Source organism: Pseudomonas sp. (assembly GCF_040514055.1).
Taxonomy (GTDB): domain Bacteria; phylum Pseudomonadota; class Gammaproteobacteria; order Pseudomonadales; family Pseudomonadaceae; genus Aquipseudomonas.
In genome coordinates, this window is the sequence record NZ_JBEVDL010000069.1 from 20,476 (window position 1) to 37,571 (window position 17,096).

General features: G+C 64.9%; 13 protein-coding genes and 2 pseudogenes. 11 read left to right on the plus strand and 4 right to left on the minus strand.

Going from position 1 to position 17,096, the window contains the following annotated elements; all coding sequences use genetic code 11:
- Positions 1–57: 57 nt before the first annotated feature.
- Entirely contained in the window at positions 58–444 is a 387-nt protein-coding gene (locus ABWY06_RS18135; RefSeq protein WP_353926978.1) for an MAPEG family protein, read from the plus strand.
- 95 nt (positions 445–539) lie between these two features.
- Positions 540–986 (plus strand): c-type cytochrome, encoded by a 447-nt coding sequence (locus ABWY06_RS18140; RefSeq protein ID WP_353926991.1) that lies wholly within the window; start codon positions 540–542, stop codon positions 984–986.
- Between the two features lie 24 nt (positions 987–1,010).
- Here ABWY06_RS18140 and ligB read toward each other — a convergent pair whose 3' ends face one another.
- The 3 genes from ligB to ABWY06_RS18155 all read right to left on the minus strand — a co-directional run bounded on the left by ligB (position 1,011) and on the right by ABWY06_RS18155 (position 4,990).
- On the minus strand, positions 1,011–2,684 hold the full coding sequence (gene ligB / locus ABWY06_RS18145) for an NAD-dependent DNA ligase LigB (protein WP_353926979.1): 1,674 nt from the start codon (positions 2,682–2,684) through the stop codon (positions 1,011–1,013).
- Positions 2,685–2,786: 102 nt separating this feature from the next.
- A complete protein-coding gene (gene metK, locus ABWY06_RS18150) occupies positions 2,787–3,977 on the minus strand; it encodes a methionine adenosyltransferase (protein ID WP_353926980.1) in 1,191 nt (396 codons plus the stop codon).
- Positions 3,974–4,990 carry an ArsR/SmtB family transcription factor gene (locus ABWY06_RS18155; protein WP_353926981.1) on the minus strand — a complete coding sequence of 339 codons (1,017 nt, stop codon included), beginning with the start codon at positions 4,988–4,990 and terminating at the stop codon, positions 3,974–3,976. Before ABWY06_RS18155 ends, metK begins: the two co-directional genes overlap by 4 nt.
- 264 nt (positions 4,991–5,254) lie before the next feature.
- On the opposite strand from ABWY06_RS18155, the gene tkt reads away from it, so the two are divergent.
- The 9 genes and pseudogenes from tkt to ABWY06_RS18195 all read left to right on the plus strand — a co-directional run bounded on the left by tkt (position 5,255) and on the right by ABWY06_RS18195 (position 16,473).
- Positions 5,255–7,252 (plus strand): transketolase, encoded by a 1,998-nt coding sequence (gene tkt, locus ABWY06_RS18160; RefSeq protein ID WP_353926982.1) that lies wholly within the window; start codon positions 5,255–5,257, stop codon positions 7,250–7,252.
- An 88-nt stretch (positions 7,253–7,340) separates the two neighbouring features.
- Positions 7,341–8,438, plus strand: a complete 1,098-nt coding sequence (gene epd, locus ABWY06_RS18165; RefSeq protein WP_353926983.1) for an erythrose-4-phosphate dehydrogenase — start codon at positions 7,341–7,343, stop codon at positions 8,436–8,438.
- A 2-nt stretch (positions 8,439–8,440) separates the two neighbouring features.
- On the plus strand, positions 8,441–9,604 hold the full coding sequence (locus ABWY06_RS18170; protein WP_353926984.1) for a phosphoglycerate kinase: 1,164 nt from the start codon (positions 8,441–8,443) through the stop codon (positions 9,602–9,604).
- A gap of 182 nt (positions 9,605–9,786) precedes the next feature.
- A complete protein-coding gene (locus tag ABWY06_RS18175) occupies positions 9,787–9,972 on the plus strand; it encodes a hypothetical protein (protein ID WP_353926985.1) in 186 nt (61 codons plus the stop codon).
- 38 nt (positions 9,973–10,010) lie between these two features.
- Positions 10,011–10,337: an MliC family protein gene (locus ABWY06_RS18180; protein WP_353926986.1), complete on the plus strand. Its 327-nt coding sequence runs from the start codon at positions 10,011–10,013 to the stop codon at positions 10,335–10,337.
- A 189-nt stretch (positions 10,338–10,526) separates the two neighbouring features.
- Complete coding sequence (gene fba / locus ABWY06_RS18185) at positions 10,527–11,591, plus strand: class II fructose-bisphosphate aldolase (RefSeq protein ID WP_353926987.1); 1,065 nt, start codon at positions 10,527–10,529, stop codon at positions 11,589–11,591.
- A 164-nt stretch (positions 11,592–11,755) separates the two neighbouring features.
- Positions 11,756–12,892, plus strand: a pseudogene (locus ABWY06_RS25960) (HAMP domain-containing protein); the annotation flags it as partial.
- A gap of 345 nt (positions 12,893–13,237) precedes the next feature.
- Positions 13,238–13,756, plus strand: a pseudogene (locus ABWY06_RS25965) (methyl-accepting chemotaxis protein); the annotation flags it as partial.
- A gap of 161 nt (positions 13,757–13,917) precedes the next feature.
- Complete coding sequence (locus ABWY06_RS18195; protein ID WP_353926989.1) at positions 13,918–16,473, plus strand: collagenase; 2,556 nt, start codon at positions 13,918–13,920, stop codon at positions 16,471–16,473.
- 62 nt (positions 16,474–16,535) lie between these two features.
- Here ABWY06_RS18195 and ABWY06_RS18200 read toward each other — a convergent pair.
- Positions 16,536–17,096: polysaccharide lyase family 7 protein (locus tag ABWY06_RS18200; RefSeq protein ID WP_353926990.1), on the minus strand; the 561-nt coding region annotated here is incomplete at its 5' end.

The following is a 17,096-nucleotide window of genomic DNA, read 5'->3' on the forward strand; positions in this document are numbered from 1 at the left end:
TTCCACGTCCCATGACCCCAGTCTGTAGCGCTCTATCGTCCTGATTCTGGAGCCGCCATGACCTTGGCCTATTGGTGTGTGCTGATTGCCTTGTTTCTCCCTTACCTGGGGACCCTGGTCGCCAAGGTGCCCAACGGTGGTTTGAGTCGACGGCACAACCGCGATCCGCGGGCGTTTCTCGCCTCGCTCTCGGGGGCCGGGCGCCGGGCCAACAACGCCCAGCTCAATGGGTTCGAAGTGACCCCGGCCTTCAGTGCAGCGGTCATCATCGCGCATCTGGCCGGCGGCGCCGAGCAGGGGGTGATCGATCAGCTGGCCGTGGCCTTTGTGCTTAGCCGGGTGCTGTATTTCATCTGTTACCTGGCCGACTGGGGCCCCCTGCGGTCCCTGGTCTGGTTCGTCGGAATGGCCCTGATCGCCGCCTTGTTTCTGGTGTCCGCCTGAGCCGAGGCTCGTCTGCGGCAATCCGCCGCACCGTGCCGGCGGGGCTTGAGGACGGATACTGTCGGCTGTCTTTCGGAGTCGACGCTGTGGTCAAGATGTGGAAAAAAGCGCTACTGATACCTGTTGTGTGTCTGGCACTGGTCGCCTGTGGCGGTGTCGATCCCGATTCGCCCCTGGGTCAGCGCCAGGCGGTATTCAAGCAAATGCTCAAGACCAGCGAGCATCTGGGAGGCATGCTGCGGGGGCGCTTGGCGTTCGATCCGACGGCCTTTGCCGAAGGTTCCAAGCGCCTCGAGCAGCTTTCGCGCCAGCCGTGGCAGCACTTTCCCCAGGTCAAGGAGGATATGCACAGTCAGGCCCGTGACGAGGTCTGGCAGCGTCAGGCGCGTTTCCAGGAGCTCGCCCGCGCGCTCGAGCAATCGACGGCGCGGTTGCTCGAGGCCACCACCCGGGCGCCGCTGGCAGCGGCTGAACTGGCCGCACCGCTGCAGCGCGTGGAAGCGGCCTGCGAGGCCTGCCACAAGGAGTTTCGCGCGTTCTGAGGGTTGGTCAGCCTGGTCCTGGGCTCAAAAGCCCGGGACCCCGGCGGCCCGCAGCTGCTCACGCAGCGCCCGGATATTGGGATCGCGGAAAAAAGCGCGCAGTTGCCTGGCCTTTTCCGGGCCCACGGCGGGTTCGGCGCGCCACCGCTGTTCGCTACGCTCGGCCAGCGCCTGCCAGCTGTCCCCCAGGTCCAGCCCGCTGCTCGGCGGCAGCCCCAACGCCCGCAGCCAGGTGGCGAAGGGACGCTTGCGGGCGTGTTGGAAAGCCTGGAACAGCTTGGCTGCTCGCGCCGGGCCCACACCTGAGGTTTGCGCCAGGGTCTGTTCGGTGAGCATCAGCCAGGCCAGCAGATTCGGCAGCTGCCCCGCCCGCAGCAGGGCGTCCCAGGTCCCCGTGCCTGTCCCGTTCAGATCCAGTCCCTGGGCGCCCCCAAGCCATTGCAGGCGAGCCAGGAATTGTTCTTCACAGCCCGCGGTGGGGTGCCAGCAACTGAGTGGGTGGTAGTCGAGCGAGTTGGGCGGCTGCACGGGCGCGCGCTCCCGGGTGCGCCACAGCACGCTGTCCAGGCGCGGTATAACCCGTCCGCTCAGGCTCAGGACGATCTGGTCACCGGGGCGTATGTCCCATGCCCGCCAGCGGGCCAGTGAGCCCAGGCTGACCCGCTCGATGCGGCGATCGTCCAGCTGCAGCGGCTCCAGGCTTAGCACCGGCGTAATGCGCCCGCGCCGGCCAATGCTGAACGTCACCCGGCGCACCTCGGCGACTGCCTGGATCCGCGGATATTTCCAGGCCACCGCCCAGTGCGGGGGCTGGGCCTGCCAGCGTTCGCCGGCAGGACGGCTGCCCTGGCGCAGCACCACGCCATCGCTGGCGAATGGCAGTTCGCTGCGGTACCAGTGAGCGCGCCACTGAGCGGCTTGCTGCAGGCTGACCAGGGGCTCGCTGAAGCGTTGCGTATCAGGGAAGCCCAGCCCGCTGAGTGCCTGCAGTCGGTCCGGCATGGACACTGGGCCATCCGGCCACTCCCAGACGAACAGGCCAATCCCCGCCGCCTCCTGCGCGGTCAGCCGGTGCCGCGCCATCAGCCCGGCGACTTTGCCGCGGGCGCCCAGGCTGCCGCTTTGGGCTTGCACATGGCCGGGCAAGCGCCAATACAGCTCAGCCTGCAACAGCAGGTCGCGTGCGCTCGGCACGGTCTGCGGGACGGCGGCAATACGCCGCGCATTGGCGGTCCAGTCCTGGCCTCGGCGTCCATCGCCGCGGCTGATCACCTGCTGCAGCTGGCCGCCGCGGTAGATCAGGGTCACGGCCACGCCGTCCACCTTGGGCTGGATCCAGAGATCCTGGCGGTATTCGAGCCAGGCCTGTACCTGGGCCTCGCTGTCGAGCTTGTGCAGACCGGTATGGCTGATCGGGTGGGGCAGCGTGCCGCCGCTGCTGGCCAGCGGATTGGCCGGGGCCGGCAGCAGGTTGGGGAAGCAGCTGCGCCAGTTGGCCTGGCGCAGCCGCAGCTGGTCGTACAGCTCATCGGGGACGGGCGACTGGCCCAGTCGGTGGTAACGGTCGTCCCACTCGGCGAGTTGCCCCTCGAGAGCCTGCAGCTCGGTCCCGGCGCGCTCCGGCGTCCAGTCGGGGCAGGGGGCGGCAAGCAACTGACCGGTGAGCAAGCCTAGCGGCAGAAGGGTCCAGGGTTTCACAATGAGCGTCCTTGCTCGGAAACGGTGCCCGCAGTCTAGCCACTCCAGCAGCCGGGCATAAAAAAGCCCCGCACCAGGCGGGGCTTTTTCGTTTCGGCGGGCTTACAGGCCAGCGGCGGCGCGCAAGGCCTCGGCGCGGTCGGTCTGTTCCCAGGTAAAGGTGGTGAAGCTGTCGCCGTCCACCGTGACCTGTTGCGGGATGCGGCCGAAGTGACCGTAGGCCGCGGTAGCCTGGTACATGGGGTGCAACAGGTCGAGCATCTTGGTGATGGCGTAGGGGCGCAGGTCGAAATGCGCGCGCACCAGCTGGATGATCTTCTCGTCGCTGATCTTGCCGGTGCCGAAGGTGTTGATCGAAATCGAGGTGGGTTGCGCCACGCCGATGGCGTAGGACACCTGGATCTCGCAACGTTCGGCCAGGCCGGCGGCAACCAGGTTCTTGGCCACGTAGCGGCCGGCATAGGCGGCGGAGCGATCGACCTTGGAGGGATCCTTGCCGGAGAAGGCGCCACCGCCGTGGCGGGCCATGCCGCCGTAGGAGTCGACGATGATCTTGCGGCCGGTCAGGCCGCAATCGCCCACCGGGCCGCCGATCACGAAGTTGCCGGTCGGGTTGATATGGAACTGGGTGTCCTTGTGCAGCAGCTCGGCTGGCAGCACGTGCTTGACGATCAGCTCCATCACCGCTTCGCGCAGGTCGGAATACTTCACTTCCGGATTGTGCTGGGTCGACAGCACCACCGCGTCGATGCCGACCACCTGGCCGTTTTCGTAGCGGCAGGTGACCTGGGACTTGGCGTCCGGGCGCAGCCAGGGCAGCAGGCCGGACTTGCGGGCTTCGGCCTGACGCTCCACCAGACGGTGCGAGAAGCAGATCGGCGCCGGCATCAGCACGTCGGTTTCATTGCTGGCGTAGCCGAACATCAGGCCCTGGTCGCCGGCGCCCTGGTCTTCGGGCTTGGCCCGGTCGACGCCCTGGTTGATGTCCGGGGACTGCTTGCCGATGATATTGATGATGCCGCAGGTGGCACCGTCGAAGCCGACTTCGGAGCTGTTGTAGCCGATGTCGATGATCACCTTGCGCACCAAGTCTTCCAGGTCGACCCAGGCGGAGGTGGTGACTTCGCCGGCGACTATGGCCACACCGGTCTTGACCAGGGTTTCACAGGCCACGCGGGCATGCTTGTCCTGGGCGATGATGGCGTCGAGCACCGCATCGGAAATCTGGTCGGCGATCTTGTCCGGATGCCCTTCAGACACGGACTCGGAGGTAAAAAGAGAGTATTCGCTCATCGGGGCATATTCCTATTGATCGAGGGGTGAGGCACGCCAGCCGGTCGCTGGAAATGGCGGACCTGAATCTGGAATCCATTACGTAAGCCCACGTACAGGCTTTCACCGGGCGTCAGCCCTGCGGCACAGGCCCAGCGGGCCAGGTCATCCTGTTCAAACCCCAACCAGAGATCACCGCAGGCCTCCCTGGCCCAACTCTGGTTGTGGCTGCATAACTCGGTTACCAGCAGGCTGCCGCCGGGCTTGACCCGTGGCGCCAGTTGCTTCAGGGCCTCGGCCGGCGCGGCGAAATGGTGCAGGACCATGTTCAGCACCAGGCAATCGACCGCTTCGCCGGCGGCGTCGAGGGCGTCGGCCAGCTGCAGTTGCACGTTGTCCAGGCCCTCGTGCAGGCAGCGCAGGCGCGCCAGCTCGAGCATCGCCGGACTGTTGTCCAGGGCGATCACCCGCTCGAAGCGTCGCGCCAGCTCGGGCAGGAAACCGCCGTCGCCGGGGCCCACCTCGAGGGCGCTGGCCCCGGGTGCGAAGCCCAGGGCGTCGAGCAGGGCCAGCACGCTGTCGCGGTACTGCGGCAGGCCGGCGATCAGGTCTTGCCGGGCCTGGAAGTGCGAGGCGATACGGGCGAAGAACTCATGGCTGGCCGCCGCGCGCTGGGCGTGCACCTGGCCAATGCGGCCGCGGACATCGGCGGGCAGGGTCAGGTCATCGACCTCGTCGAGCAGGGCGCCATGCAAGCGGCCACCCAGGAGGTCGGCTTGGGCCAGGGCGCGACGGTAAAAGATCGCATTGCCTTCGCGGCGGGTCGCCACCAGGCCGGCCTGGGCCAGCACTTTCAGGTGGTGGCTCATGCCGGACTGGCCGGTGGCGAAAATCTGCGCGAGCTCCAGGACCCCGAACGAATCGTTCGCCAGCGCGCGCAAGACATTGAGCCGCAGCGGGTCGCCGCCGGCCTTGCACAAGGCAGCCAGTTCGTCGCAGTCGTCATGGCGGATCAGGGGTGCACGCAGGTTCATAGGGTCGCCAGTCTAGACGCTGGTTTTTCATCCATCAATGGCTATATCTAAAAGTTTTGATATTGGAGAAGGCCTGCGGCAAGCCGTAAGCCATAAGCGGCAAGTCAGTGCAGGGGCAAGTCCAATGATCGTGCGGGCCGGGGGCTCATTTGTATTTCGGCGGCCGGGGGCCGAGTTTGGTCATTGCCCCCATGGGGCCGGGTGGGCGAAAATAGCCGCCTTTTTTCGACCTACTGTTTCAGCAGTCTTCCCAGGAGATCAGCGATGCCCAGCCGTCGTGAGCGTGCCAATGCCATCCGTGCCCTCAGCATGGATGCCGTGCAGAAAGCCAACAGCGGCCACCCCGGCGCCCCGATGGGCATGGCGGACATCGCCGAAGTGCTGTGGCGCGATTACCTCAAGCACAATCCGAGCAACCCCGAGTTCGCCGACCGCGACCGATTTGTGCTGTCCAACGGCCATGGCTCGATGTTGATCTATTCGCTGCTGCACCTGACCGGCTACGACGTCACGGTCGAGGACCTGAAGAATTTCCGTCAGCTGGGTTCGCGTACGCCCGGCCATCCGGAATACGGCTACACCGCCGGTGTCGAAACCACCACCGGGCCGCTGGGCCAGGGCTTGGCCAACGCCGTGGGCTTCGCCCTGGCGGAGAAAGTGCTGGCGGCCCAGTTCAACCGCGATGGCCACGCCATCGTCGACCACCACACCTATGTGTTCCTGGGTGATGGTTGCATGATGGAAGGTATCTCCCACGAGGTCAGCTCCCTGGCGGGCACCCTGGGCCTGGGCAAACTGATCGCCTTCTACGATGACAACGGCATTTCCATCGACGGCGAAGTCCACGGCTGGTTCACCGACGACACGCCCAAGCGCTTCGAAGCCTACGGCTGGCAGGTGATCCGCAATGTCGACGGGCACGACCCGGAAGAAATCAAGACCGCCATCGAAACCGCACGCAAGAGCGCGCAGCCAACCTTGATCTGTTGCAAGACGGTGATCGGCTTCGGTTCGCCCAACAAGCAGGGCAAGGAAGATTGCCACGGCGCGCCCCTGGGCAACGACGAGATCGCCCTGACCCGCGCGACCCTGGGCTGGAACCATGCGCCCTTCGAAGTCCCCAGCGACATTCGCGCCGAATGGGACGCTCGCGAGGCCGGTGCCGCGGCCGAAGCGCAGTGGAATGCACGCTTCGCCGCCTACGCCAGCGCCTACCCGGAGCTGGCCGCCGAGTTCAGCCGGCGGATCAAGGGCCAATTGCCGGCCGATTTCGCCGACAAGGCCGCGGCTTATATCGCCGATGTGGCGAACAAGGGCGAGACCATCGCCAGCCGCAAGGCCAGCCAGAACGCCCTGAACGCCTTCGGCCCGCTGCTGCCGGAATTCCTCGGCGGCTCGGCGGACCTGGCCGGGTCCAATCTGACCCTGTGGAAGGGCTGCCAGGGTGTGACCGCCGAGGACGCCTCCGGCAACTACCTGTTCTACGGCGTGCGCGAGTTCGGCATGAGCGCGATCATGAACGGTATCGCCCTGCACGGCGGTTTCGTGCCGTATGGCGCGACCTTCCTGATCTTTATGGAATACGCGCGCAACGCGGTGCGCATGTCGGCGCTGATGAAAAAGCGCGTGCTCTATGTCTTCACCCACGACTCCATCGGCCTGGGCGAAGACGGACCGACCCACCAGCCGATCGAGCAACTGGCCAGCCTGCGCTGCACGCCGAACCTCGATACCTGGCGGCCGGCGGATGCGGTCGAGTCCGCGGTGGCCTGGAAGTACGCCATCGAGCGCAACGACGGTCCTTCGGCCCTGATCTTCTCGCGGCAGAACTTGCCGCACCAGCCGCGTGACGCCGGGCAACTGGCCGACGTGGCGCGCGGCGGTTACATCCTCAAGGATTGCGCCGGCGAGCCCGAGCTGATCCTGATCGCCACTGGCTCCGAAGTCGGTTTGGCGGTCCAGGCCGCCGACCAGCTCAGCGAGCAGGGGCGACGGGTGCGCGTGGTGTCCATGCCCTGCACCAGCGTGTTCGATGCCCAGGACGCCGGTTACCGTCAGGCGGTATTGCCGTTGCAGGTGGGCGCGCGTATCGCCATCGAGGCGGCACACGCCGACTATTGGTACAAGTATGTGGGCCTGGAAGGCCGGGTCATCGGCATGACCAGCTTTGGCGAGTCGGCGCCAGCGCCGGCCCTGTTCGAGCATTTCGGCTTCACCGTCGAAAACATTCTCGGTACCGCCGACGAATTGCTCGAAGGCTGAAGGGGGTTGTGTCAGGCAAGGTGGCGCGCGGCTGGCCCGCGCGGCGTCCCTGCGTCCATTCGTGCCCTTGACTGCAGTGAGCTCTTGCATGCCGCGTCCTCCTTATAGAGTTGCCCTCAACGGTTATGGCCGTATCGGTCGCTGCGTGCTGCGCGCGTTGTACGAGCGCGCCAGCCTGGCCGCCGCTGGTACCGGGGCGCATTTGAAAATCGTCGCGATCAACGACCTGGCCGACATGGCCAGCCTGGAATACCTGACGCGCTTCGATTCCACCCATGGCCGCTTCCCGGGTACCGTCGAGGTCGATGGCGCGTGCCTGCAGATCAACGGCGATCGCCTGCAGGTGCTGCGCAGTGCCGCGCCGGAAGGTATCGACTGGGCGGCGCTGGATATCGACCTGGTGCTGGAGTGCTCGGGTGCCTACAACAGTCGCGCCGACGCCGAACGCTTCCTCGCCGCCGGTGCGCCGCGGGTATTGTTCTCCCAGCCGATGGCCAGCGAGGCGGATGTCGACGCCACCATCGTCTACGGTGTCAATCAGGCCAGCCTGCGCGGCAGCGAACGCCTTGTCTCCAATGCCTCCTGCACCACCAACTGCGGCGTGCCGTTGCTGCAAGTGCTGAACCAGGCGATCGGCCTGGAGTACGTGTCGATTACTACCATCCATTCGGCAATGAATGATCAGCCGGTGATCGACGCCTACCACCACGAGGATTTACGGCGTACGCGCTCGGCGTTTCAGTCGGTGATTCCGGTGTCCACCGGACTGGCGCGGGGCATCGAGCGCCTGCTGCCGGAACTTGCCGGCCGAATTCAGGCCAAAGCGGTGCGGGTGCCGACCGTCAACGTGTCCTGCCTGGATATTACTCTGCAGATGGCCCGCGATACCGACGCCGCCGAAGTCAACGCGGTGCTGCGGCGAGCGGCCGAAGTAGGTCCGCTGCGCGGCTTGCTGGCCTACACCGAGCTGCCCCATGCCAGTTGCGACTTCAATCACGATCCCCATTCGGCGATCGTCGACGGCAGCCAGACCCGGGTTTCCGGCCCACGCCTGGTCAACCTGCTGGCCTGGTTCGACAACGAGTGGGGTTTTGCCAATCGCATGCTCGATGTCGCCGACCAGTACCTGGGTGCCGTGGCGGCCAGGCATTCGAATTCCCATTTAACAGCTCCGGTAAAGGACTGACCATGACCCTGAAGATGACCGACCTCGACCTCAACGGCCTGCGCGTGCTGATCCGCGAAGACCTCAATGTGCCGGTGAAGGACGGTGTGATCACCAGCGATGCCCGTATCCTGGCTGCGCTGCCGACCCTCAAACTGGCCCTGGAAAAAGGCGCGGCGGTGATGGTCTGCTCGCACCTGGGCCGCCCCAGCGAAGGTGAGTTCAGCGCGGAAAACAGTCTCAAGCCGGTCGCCGACTACCTCAGTCGCGCGTTGGGCCGCGAGGTGCCGCTGGTCGCCGATTACCTGGACGGCGTACAGGTCCAGCCGGGTGAACTGGTGCTGTTGGAGAACGTGCGCTTCAACCCGGGCGAGAAGAAGAACCTCGACGAACTGGCGCAACGCTACGCGGCGCTCTGCGACGTGTTTGTCATGGACGCCTTTGGCACCGCGCACCGCGCCGAGGGTTCGACCCACGGGGTCGCCAAGTTCGCCAAGGTCGCGGCGGCGGGCCCGTTGCTGGCGGCCGAGCTCGATGCGTTGGGCAAGGCCCTGGGGGCTCCAGCCAAGCCGATGGCGGCGATCGTCGCTGGCTCCAAGGTGTCGACCAAACTCGATGTGCTCAACAGCCTGAGTCAGATCTGCGATCAGTTGATCGTCGGCGGCGGGATTGCCAATACCTTTCTGGCGGCTGCCGGTCACCCGGTGGGCAAGTCCCTGTACGAACCGGATCTGCTGGAGACCGCCCGCGCCATCGCGGCCAAGGTCAGCGTGCCCTTGCCGGTGGACGTGGTGGTGGCCAAGGAGTTCGCCGAATCGGCCCGCGCCACGGTCAAGACCATCGACGCGGTCGAGGCGGACGACATGATCCTGGACATCGGGCCGAAAACCGCGGCGATGTTCGCTGACCTGCTGAAATCATCCCGGACTATCCTGTGGAATGGACCGGTGGGGGTATTCGAGTTCGACCAGTTCGGCGAGGGCACCAAGGCCTTGGCGTTGGCGATCGCCGAGAGTTCGGCGTTTTCCATTGCCGGCGGTGGCGACACCCTGGCGGCGATCGATAAATACCAGGTGGCGGAGCGGATTTCCTATATCTCCACCGGCGGCGGTGCCTTTCTCGAGTTCGTCGAAGGCAAGGTGTTGCCCGCGGTGGCTATCCTGGAAGAACGGGCCAAGCAGGCCTGATCGGGCGCAGCGGCGCGGCAGCCGGCGCGAGGCCGTTCACGCTTTGCGCGCTGCGGCCTCGGCCGTGGCAACTTATTCGCTGCCTCGGTGGTCTTTGACAGGCCAGTGGGGAGGCCGCTGCCGAGGGCAGTGGTCGGAATGTTGGACTATGTTCGCTGTTCGCTGAGCCAGGAGAGTTCATCATGGGTAAGTTTGCCGCGTTGCTGCTGTTGTGTGCGGGGTTGGCCGGTTGCACAGGAGGGGCGTCACTCTGTCAGGGCCTGACGCCGCCGGCGGCCAGTGGCCCCACCGAGCAGGATAACCAGCGTATCGAGACCCAAAGCACCGGGGACCCGACGACGACCGGGCACCAGGATCAGGATTGTTGAGCGCGGCGCTGTCGCCCGCCATCGAAAAAGGAACGGGCATGCCGTGGTACAGAATACCCGCCGTTGGGCTGCTGTTCAGTTTGTCGAGCGCCTGCAGCCTGCTGCCGTCGGCTGAAGCGCCCTGGATCCACTGGGTGTGTGACAGCCAGGCCCAGGTGGACTGGCGTTTTGTTGATGCCGGACAGCAACGGGTCGAGCTGCGCCTGCCGCCCAGTGAGCGGGTTTACCCGCTGACGGCGGAAGTGGCGACCTCGGGTCGCGCCTTCAGTGATGGCGTGCTGGCCCTGCAGGTGCAGGAGGATCAAGGCCTGGTCTACTGGGTGGCGAGCGACGACTTGGTGGGGCGCGGCTGTCGCGCGCCTTGAGGCAGGCGCCCGGAGCCGGCTGAAGGGACTGCCGAATACCTGCGCGGATGGCCTGGCAATGCCGGCCACCTGGGCGAACGAGACGATGAATTTTAACCAGGGCGGCTCCAGGGCCGCCCTTTCCAACTTGAACGGCAGCTGCCCCGGGGCAGGCCTGCACGATTAACCCCACTGGGAGAGAACTACACCATGGCACTTATCAGCATGCGCCAGTTGCTGGACCACGCCGCCGAATTCGGCTACGGCGTGCCGGCCTACAACGTCAACAACCTGGAACAGATGCGCGCCATCATGGAAGCGGCTGACAAGACCAACTCCCCGGTGATCGTGCAGGCCTCCGCCGGTGCCCGTAAATATGCCGGTGCCCCCTTTCTGCGTCACCTGATTCTCGCTGCTATCGAAGAGTTTCCGCATATCCCGGTGTGCATGCACCAGGATCACGGTACCAGCCCGGACGTTTGCCAGCGCTCGATCCAACTGGGGTTCAGCTCGGTGATGATGGACGGCTCGCTGGGTGAGGACGGCAAGACCCCGACCGACTACGAGTACAACGTGCGCGTGACCCAACAGACCGTGGCCATGGCCCATGCCTGCGGCGTGTCGGTGGAAGGGGAGCTGGGCTGCCTGGGCAGTCTGGAAACCGGCATGGCCGGCGAAGAAGACGGCATCGGTGCCGAGGGCGTGCTGGACCACAGTCAGATGCTGACCGATCCGGAAGAGGCCGCGGACTTCGTCAAGAAGACCCAGGTCGATGCCCTGGCCATTGCCATTGGCACCAGCCATGGCGCCTACAAGTTCACCAAGCCACCGACCGGCGACATCCTGGCGATCGACCGGATCAAGGCGATCCATGCACGGATCCCCAACACGCACCTGGTCATGCACGGCTCTTCTTCGGTGCCCCAGGAGTGGCTGGCGATCATCAACCAGTACGGTGGTGACATCAAGGAAACCTACGGCGTGCCGGTCGAGGAGATCGTCGAGGGCATCAAGCACGGCGTGCGCAAGGTCAATATCGACACCGACCTGCGTCTCGCGTCCACCGGGGCCATGCGCCGTTTTATGGCCCAGCACCCGAGCGAGTTCGATCCGCGGAAATTTTTCGGGGAAACCGTCAAGGCCATGCGCGATGTCTGCATCGCCCGCTATGAAGCCTTCGGCACCGCCGGCAATGCATCGAAAATCAAGGCCATTTCCCTGGAAGGCATGTACCAGCGGTATGCCAAAGGCGAGTTGAGCGCCAAGGTGAATTAAGGTTATGCCTTGAGCTGCCGATGACCCATTAAGCCCGCCGCGACGCGGGCTTTTTTATGGCGCTTGCGCTGGCAGCCGGTCTAGGCTGACCAGGAGCGAGTGTCGCCTCGCAGGCGTCACGCGCTGTGCATGACCCCAATTTTTCGCAATGCCAGAGGTGCTCAATGGCTTCGCTCAAAACTGTTCAGGCCCGCTACACGGTGATCTTTATCGTTTTTATCGGGGTGATTTTCCTGCTCACGGAGCAGGGCATCCGGCACTTCGTGGCCCCCAAGCTGAAGGAGTCGGAGGAGCAAGTGGTGCTGGGCAAGGTCGAGGGCATTGCCGATGAAATCCTGCTCGAGCTGGGCCGGGTCCAGGCGCAATCGCGGGCCATCACCCAGGCGGTGCCCTTGCTCGACAGCGCGGTCATCGACCAGGTCTTGCCAGGGCTGGTCGATCAGTACGGCGATGCCAAGGTGTTTGGTGGCGGGGTCTGGCCGTTGCCGAATAAGCGCACCGAGGGCCGCGCCAAGGACAGCAGCTTTTTCCACCGGGACGGCGCCGGCCAGCTGAAGGTCAATACCTTCTGGAACTCCGACGCCGCGCCCAATTACTACGAACAGCCCTGGCACAAGGCCGGCCAGCAGGCCCCGCGCGGCCAGTGCGCCTGGGCCGCGGCCTATCAGGATGACGCCAGTCCGCAGCCGCGGACCAACTGCGCCATGGCCATCTACAAGGATGGCGCGTTGTTTGGCGTCTCGACCATCGATGTGACACTGGGCTTTTTCAATGCCCTGGTGGCCGAAAAGGAACGCGAAATCCAGGGTGAGGTGATGATCGTCGAGGCGGATGGCAAGGTGCTGAGCAATCAGGCCCGGCTCGGCGGGGAAATCGTCCTGAAGAACGTCGCCGAACTGGCAGCGCGTTCGCCCTTCGTCGCGCAGATTCAGCAAGGGCTGCGCGGCGCGGCGAGTGGCGGGGTGTACCGCGCCGACTATGAGGCGGCCGATGGCCAAGCCTACAGCTTTTTCCTGCAGCCGGTCGCCGGGACGCCCTGGTTGCTGGCTACGGGGTTGCCCACCGACCTGTTGACCGAGCGCAGCGATCAGGTGCTCGGAACCCTCGCCGCGTTGCAGATCCCCATGGTGGTGCTGCTGCTGGCGCTGATGATCTTCGCCATCCGCAAGCTGATGACGCGTCTGGCGGTGTTGCGCGGCAATATCGACTCGCTGTCGGCGGGCGATGCCGATCTGACCCGGCGTATCGAGGTCCGCGGCGAAGACGAGGTGGACCGCGTGGGGACCTCGGTCAACCGCTTTATCATCTACCTACAGGGCATGATTGGCGATGTGACCCAGGCCAGCGGACAGATCGCCCAGGAGCTGGCGCAGCTGCAGCGCCAATCCCAGCACACCAACCAGATCCTGACCCGGCACGCCTCGGAAACCGATCAGGCCGTCACGGCCATTACCGAAATGAGCTCCACGGCCGACTCGGTGGCCCGCAGCGCCACGGAAACCGCGAGTTTCACCCAGAACGTCAATACTGGCGCGCAAAAATCCAAGGGGGTGGTGGATGAGGCCTCGGCCAGTGTGCTGGCGCTGATCGACGAGGTGCAGAGCGCCACGGCCAAGGTGCAGGACATGCAGCAGGACGCCCAGCGGATCAACGATGTACTGGGTGTGATCGGCGAGATTGCCGGACAGACCAACCTGCTGGCGCTGAACGCCGCCATCGAGGCCGCACGAGCAGGTGAGCAGGGCCGCGGTTTCGCGGTGGTTGCCGACGAAGTGCGGGCGCTGGCCGGGCGTACCCAGCAGAGCACCTCGGAGATCAACGAGATGCTCGCCCGCCTGCAGCAGGGTGTCAGCTCGGCCGTCAGCGCCATGGAGAAAACCAAGGCCAGCTGCCAGGCCACGGCGGACAAGACCTCGCGGGTCAATGTGGGGCTGGACGACATGGCCAGCTCGGTAGTGCGCATCCATGACCTCAGCGCGCAGATCGCCACGGCTGCCGAAGAGCAGAGTGCGGTTACCGAGGAGATCAATCAGAACATGGTCGCCATCCGCCATATGGTCGATGAATTGGTCAGCAGTGGTGGCCAGGCGGATCAAAGCACCGCGGCCTTGCTGGTCTCCAATGCCCGGCTGGTGGAACTGGTGAACCGCTTCAAGGTGAGTTGACCCCCGGCGGCGCCCTGCGCTGCAGTTCACGGCGGGACTGTGCGGCGGCGCGCCCAACGGGCGCGACTCGCCCCACAAAAACAGATAAAAATCGGCAAACGGAGAAGAGATAGCGCTGAACGTGTGGTGATTGGCGTCTTGGGACGAGCCAGCTGGTTAGCATGCGCGCCTCCAACATTCATGACGATGATGACGCCATGTTCAATCAGAAGATCACCAAAGGTTTCACCTGTTACGCGCTGGCTGTTGGTCTCAGCCCCCTGACGCTGGCGGTGGCGCAGGCCAACCAGGTCCCGGAAGTCCGGGGTCACAGCGAGTATCTCTCCGCGGAGCGGGTGTACAGCAGCTGGATTTGGGCGCGTGATGCCGATGGCGATCGATTGACCTTCGCCATCACCCGTCAGCCCAAGTACGGCACCATCAAGCTGGATTGGAACAAGGGGCGTTATGAATACACGCCCACTGCCAAAGCCCCGGGCAATTTCGACGATTTCGAATACCGCGCCACCGATGGCAAGAGCTGGTCGGAGCCGACCCGTGTGCACTTGAACCTGCTGCCCGCCGACGGCAGTGCCGGCAACCGCGCGCCGGAAGTGGCCAACCAGAATCAGCGGATCGACGCGGCCGTGCAATTGAATGGCACGCTCTGGGCGCGCGACGCCGATAACCACGCGCTGACGTTCACCGTCATCGACTACCCGACCCTGGGCGCCTTGCAGGTCGACCGCAAAACCGGCCGCTATACCTACAAGGCCTACCGCGATGCCAGCGGACAGGACAGTTTCAGCTACCGGGTCAGCGACACCCGTGGCGCGAACTCCACCATTGCCCTGGTGCGCCTCGACCTGCGCGGCAGTGCAACGCCTCCGGTCACTCCACCTGTCACCCCGCCCGTGACCCCCCCGGTCAAACCGCCGGTGACGCCCCCGGTGACGCCGCCGGTCATCCCGGGCAATCCGCCGTTGGATCCGGCGCTGCGCAGCAAGGCCGATTTCTCGCCACTGGTGCGCGAGGTGCTGACCAGCGAGTTTTTCGTCGAGCATTTCGACCATGCCAAGGCCGGTCGCCTGGAGGCCGTACTGGCCGCCATCGATTTCCTGGCCCGCCAGCAGCAGATCCAGGATCCAGACCTGGACAAGCTGCTGTACTTCGTCAGGGCGTACAACTTCTACCAGGGGTTCAGCAAGGCTACGCCGGCCCAACTGGCCATGCTGGAAAAAGCGCTGTTCCAGGTGGCGAACATGCGCGACCTGCTGGTCTACCAAAAGGCCTCCGGGTCGGTGATCGAAGGCTATGTGGTGGCGCTCGGCGGTCTGATGAGTTCGCCCCAGGCCAGTGCCGGCATCGTGCGTCATCTGCCGCGCCTGCTGGAGCTGGTCAATCACCTGAATGCCACGGCGCAGTTGAGCAAGGAGTCGAGTTACGGCGACGCGGTGTTCAATGTGCTCAACCTGTTCGACCGCTTCGGCTGGGCGGAGGGCGCGCTGCGCGATGCCCTGATCAGCGACAGCCGTTTCCCCGACGCGATCGCGCGCCTGGGCAGTGGTCGCAATGCGCTGTGGCGCAATAACGACGGCTATGTGGTGATGAACAGCATCGAGGCCCTGGGCAAACTGGCGCGGTTGAGCCAGGGCACCTGGCGTGATTCCGTCGACCGCGGCGCCCGGCAGGTGATGCAGGCCCACCTGGGGCAGGGCAAGCTCGACGACCTGGAACTCAAGAGCAACTTCCGCAGTTATTACGTCGACTACGCCTACCGCGGCGATGTCGACAATGCCTGCAGCGCCCGTTTCAACGGCCTGTGCTACAGCTTCAAGATCGAGGAGGTATTGCCCCAGACCCATGTCTGCAGCCCGAGCCTGAAAGTGCGCGCCCAGCCGATGACCACGGCGCAAATGAGCGGTATCTGCCAAAGCCTGGGCGGCCAGGAACGCGACTTCCACCGTATCATGCAGACCAACTGGAAGCCGGTGGCGGACGACCTGAACGAAAGCCTCGAGCTGGTGATTTTCTCCAGCCGCGAGCAGTACCAGAAATTCGGCGGCTTGCTGTACAACTTCAGCACCGACAACGGCGGCATGTACCTGGAAGGCAGCCCCTGGGTGGCCGGCAACCAGGCGCGCTTCTTCGCCTATGTGCAGCCCAACCCGACCTGGCAGGTGTGGAACCTCAACCACGAGTACGTGCATTACCTGGACGGTCGCTTCAATCAGTACGGGGCCTTCGGTCACTTCCCGCTCAACCTGACCACCTGGTGGGCTGAAGGCCTGGCGGAATACCTGGCGTGGGGCAGTCAATTCGAGCGTGGCATGAACGATGTCAGCAGCGTGCCCGTGGCCAGCCGGCCGAGCCTGAATGCCATCGCCAACCTGTCGTACGAGAGCGGCAGCAGCATGGTCTACCACTGGTCCTACACCCTGCACCGCTTCCTGCAGGAGCGCGATCCGCAGCGCCACCTGGCCTTGGCCGGGCACTTGCGCCGCAACGATCTGGCCGGTTACAAAAATGCCCTGGCCGAGCTGGATCGGGTATATGGCGGCAGTTTCCCGGCCTGGCGCGACCAGTTGATCAGCGCCTGGCAACAGCGGCCACGCAAGGCGGCGGACCTTCAGGCCTCGGCCAAGTCGATGAGCCTGGGCGCCTTGCCCGAGCATGCCACCGTCCACCAACGCCAGTTGGATCCGGGCGCCAGCCTGGCGCGCCCACCGCGCGACTGATCGGCACCGCAATGAAAAAAGCCCGCAGCATTGCGGGCTTTTTTGTGCGCCGTGAGCCGACCTCAGAGGTGCTGGATCTGCAGCTGCTCGAAGGTCGCTTTACCCGCTTCGGTCTCGTAGCCCGTGTTGTCCTGGGTATAGACGCCGGCCTTGAAGTACAGCGGTTTGACCGCCCAGGCGCTGTTCATCTGGCCGTTCCAACTGCGGTTATAGCTGTTGATGCTCAGGGCGCCGGTGCGGCTCAGGCGGATGTCGTAGCTGAAGCGGGCGTTCAACGGTACACCGCTGGCGACCGTGATGACCTGGCCCTCGGCATCGGTGGGGGAGAAACGCACCTTGGCGACGATATTGCCGGTGCCCAGGTAGGCCTTGTATTGGTATTCGAGTTTCAGCAACGGGCTATTGCTGTCCTTGGCGTGAATCTGGCCAATGACGATCTTGCCACTGGACGGCACCTGACTGACCAGCAGCGAGGCGCTCAGGCGGTTGTCGGCGCTGGCGTACAACCAGTTGCGCAGCTGGCCGTCGGCATAGGTCTCGCGCAGTTCGCTGCGCGGGTAGCTGGCATTGGCGGTGGTGGTGCCATTGACCGGTGCCCAAAAGGTGATCTTGCCCGTGGAAGT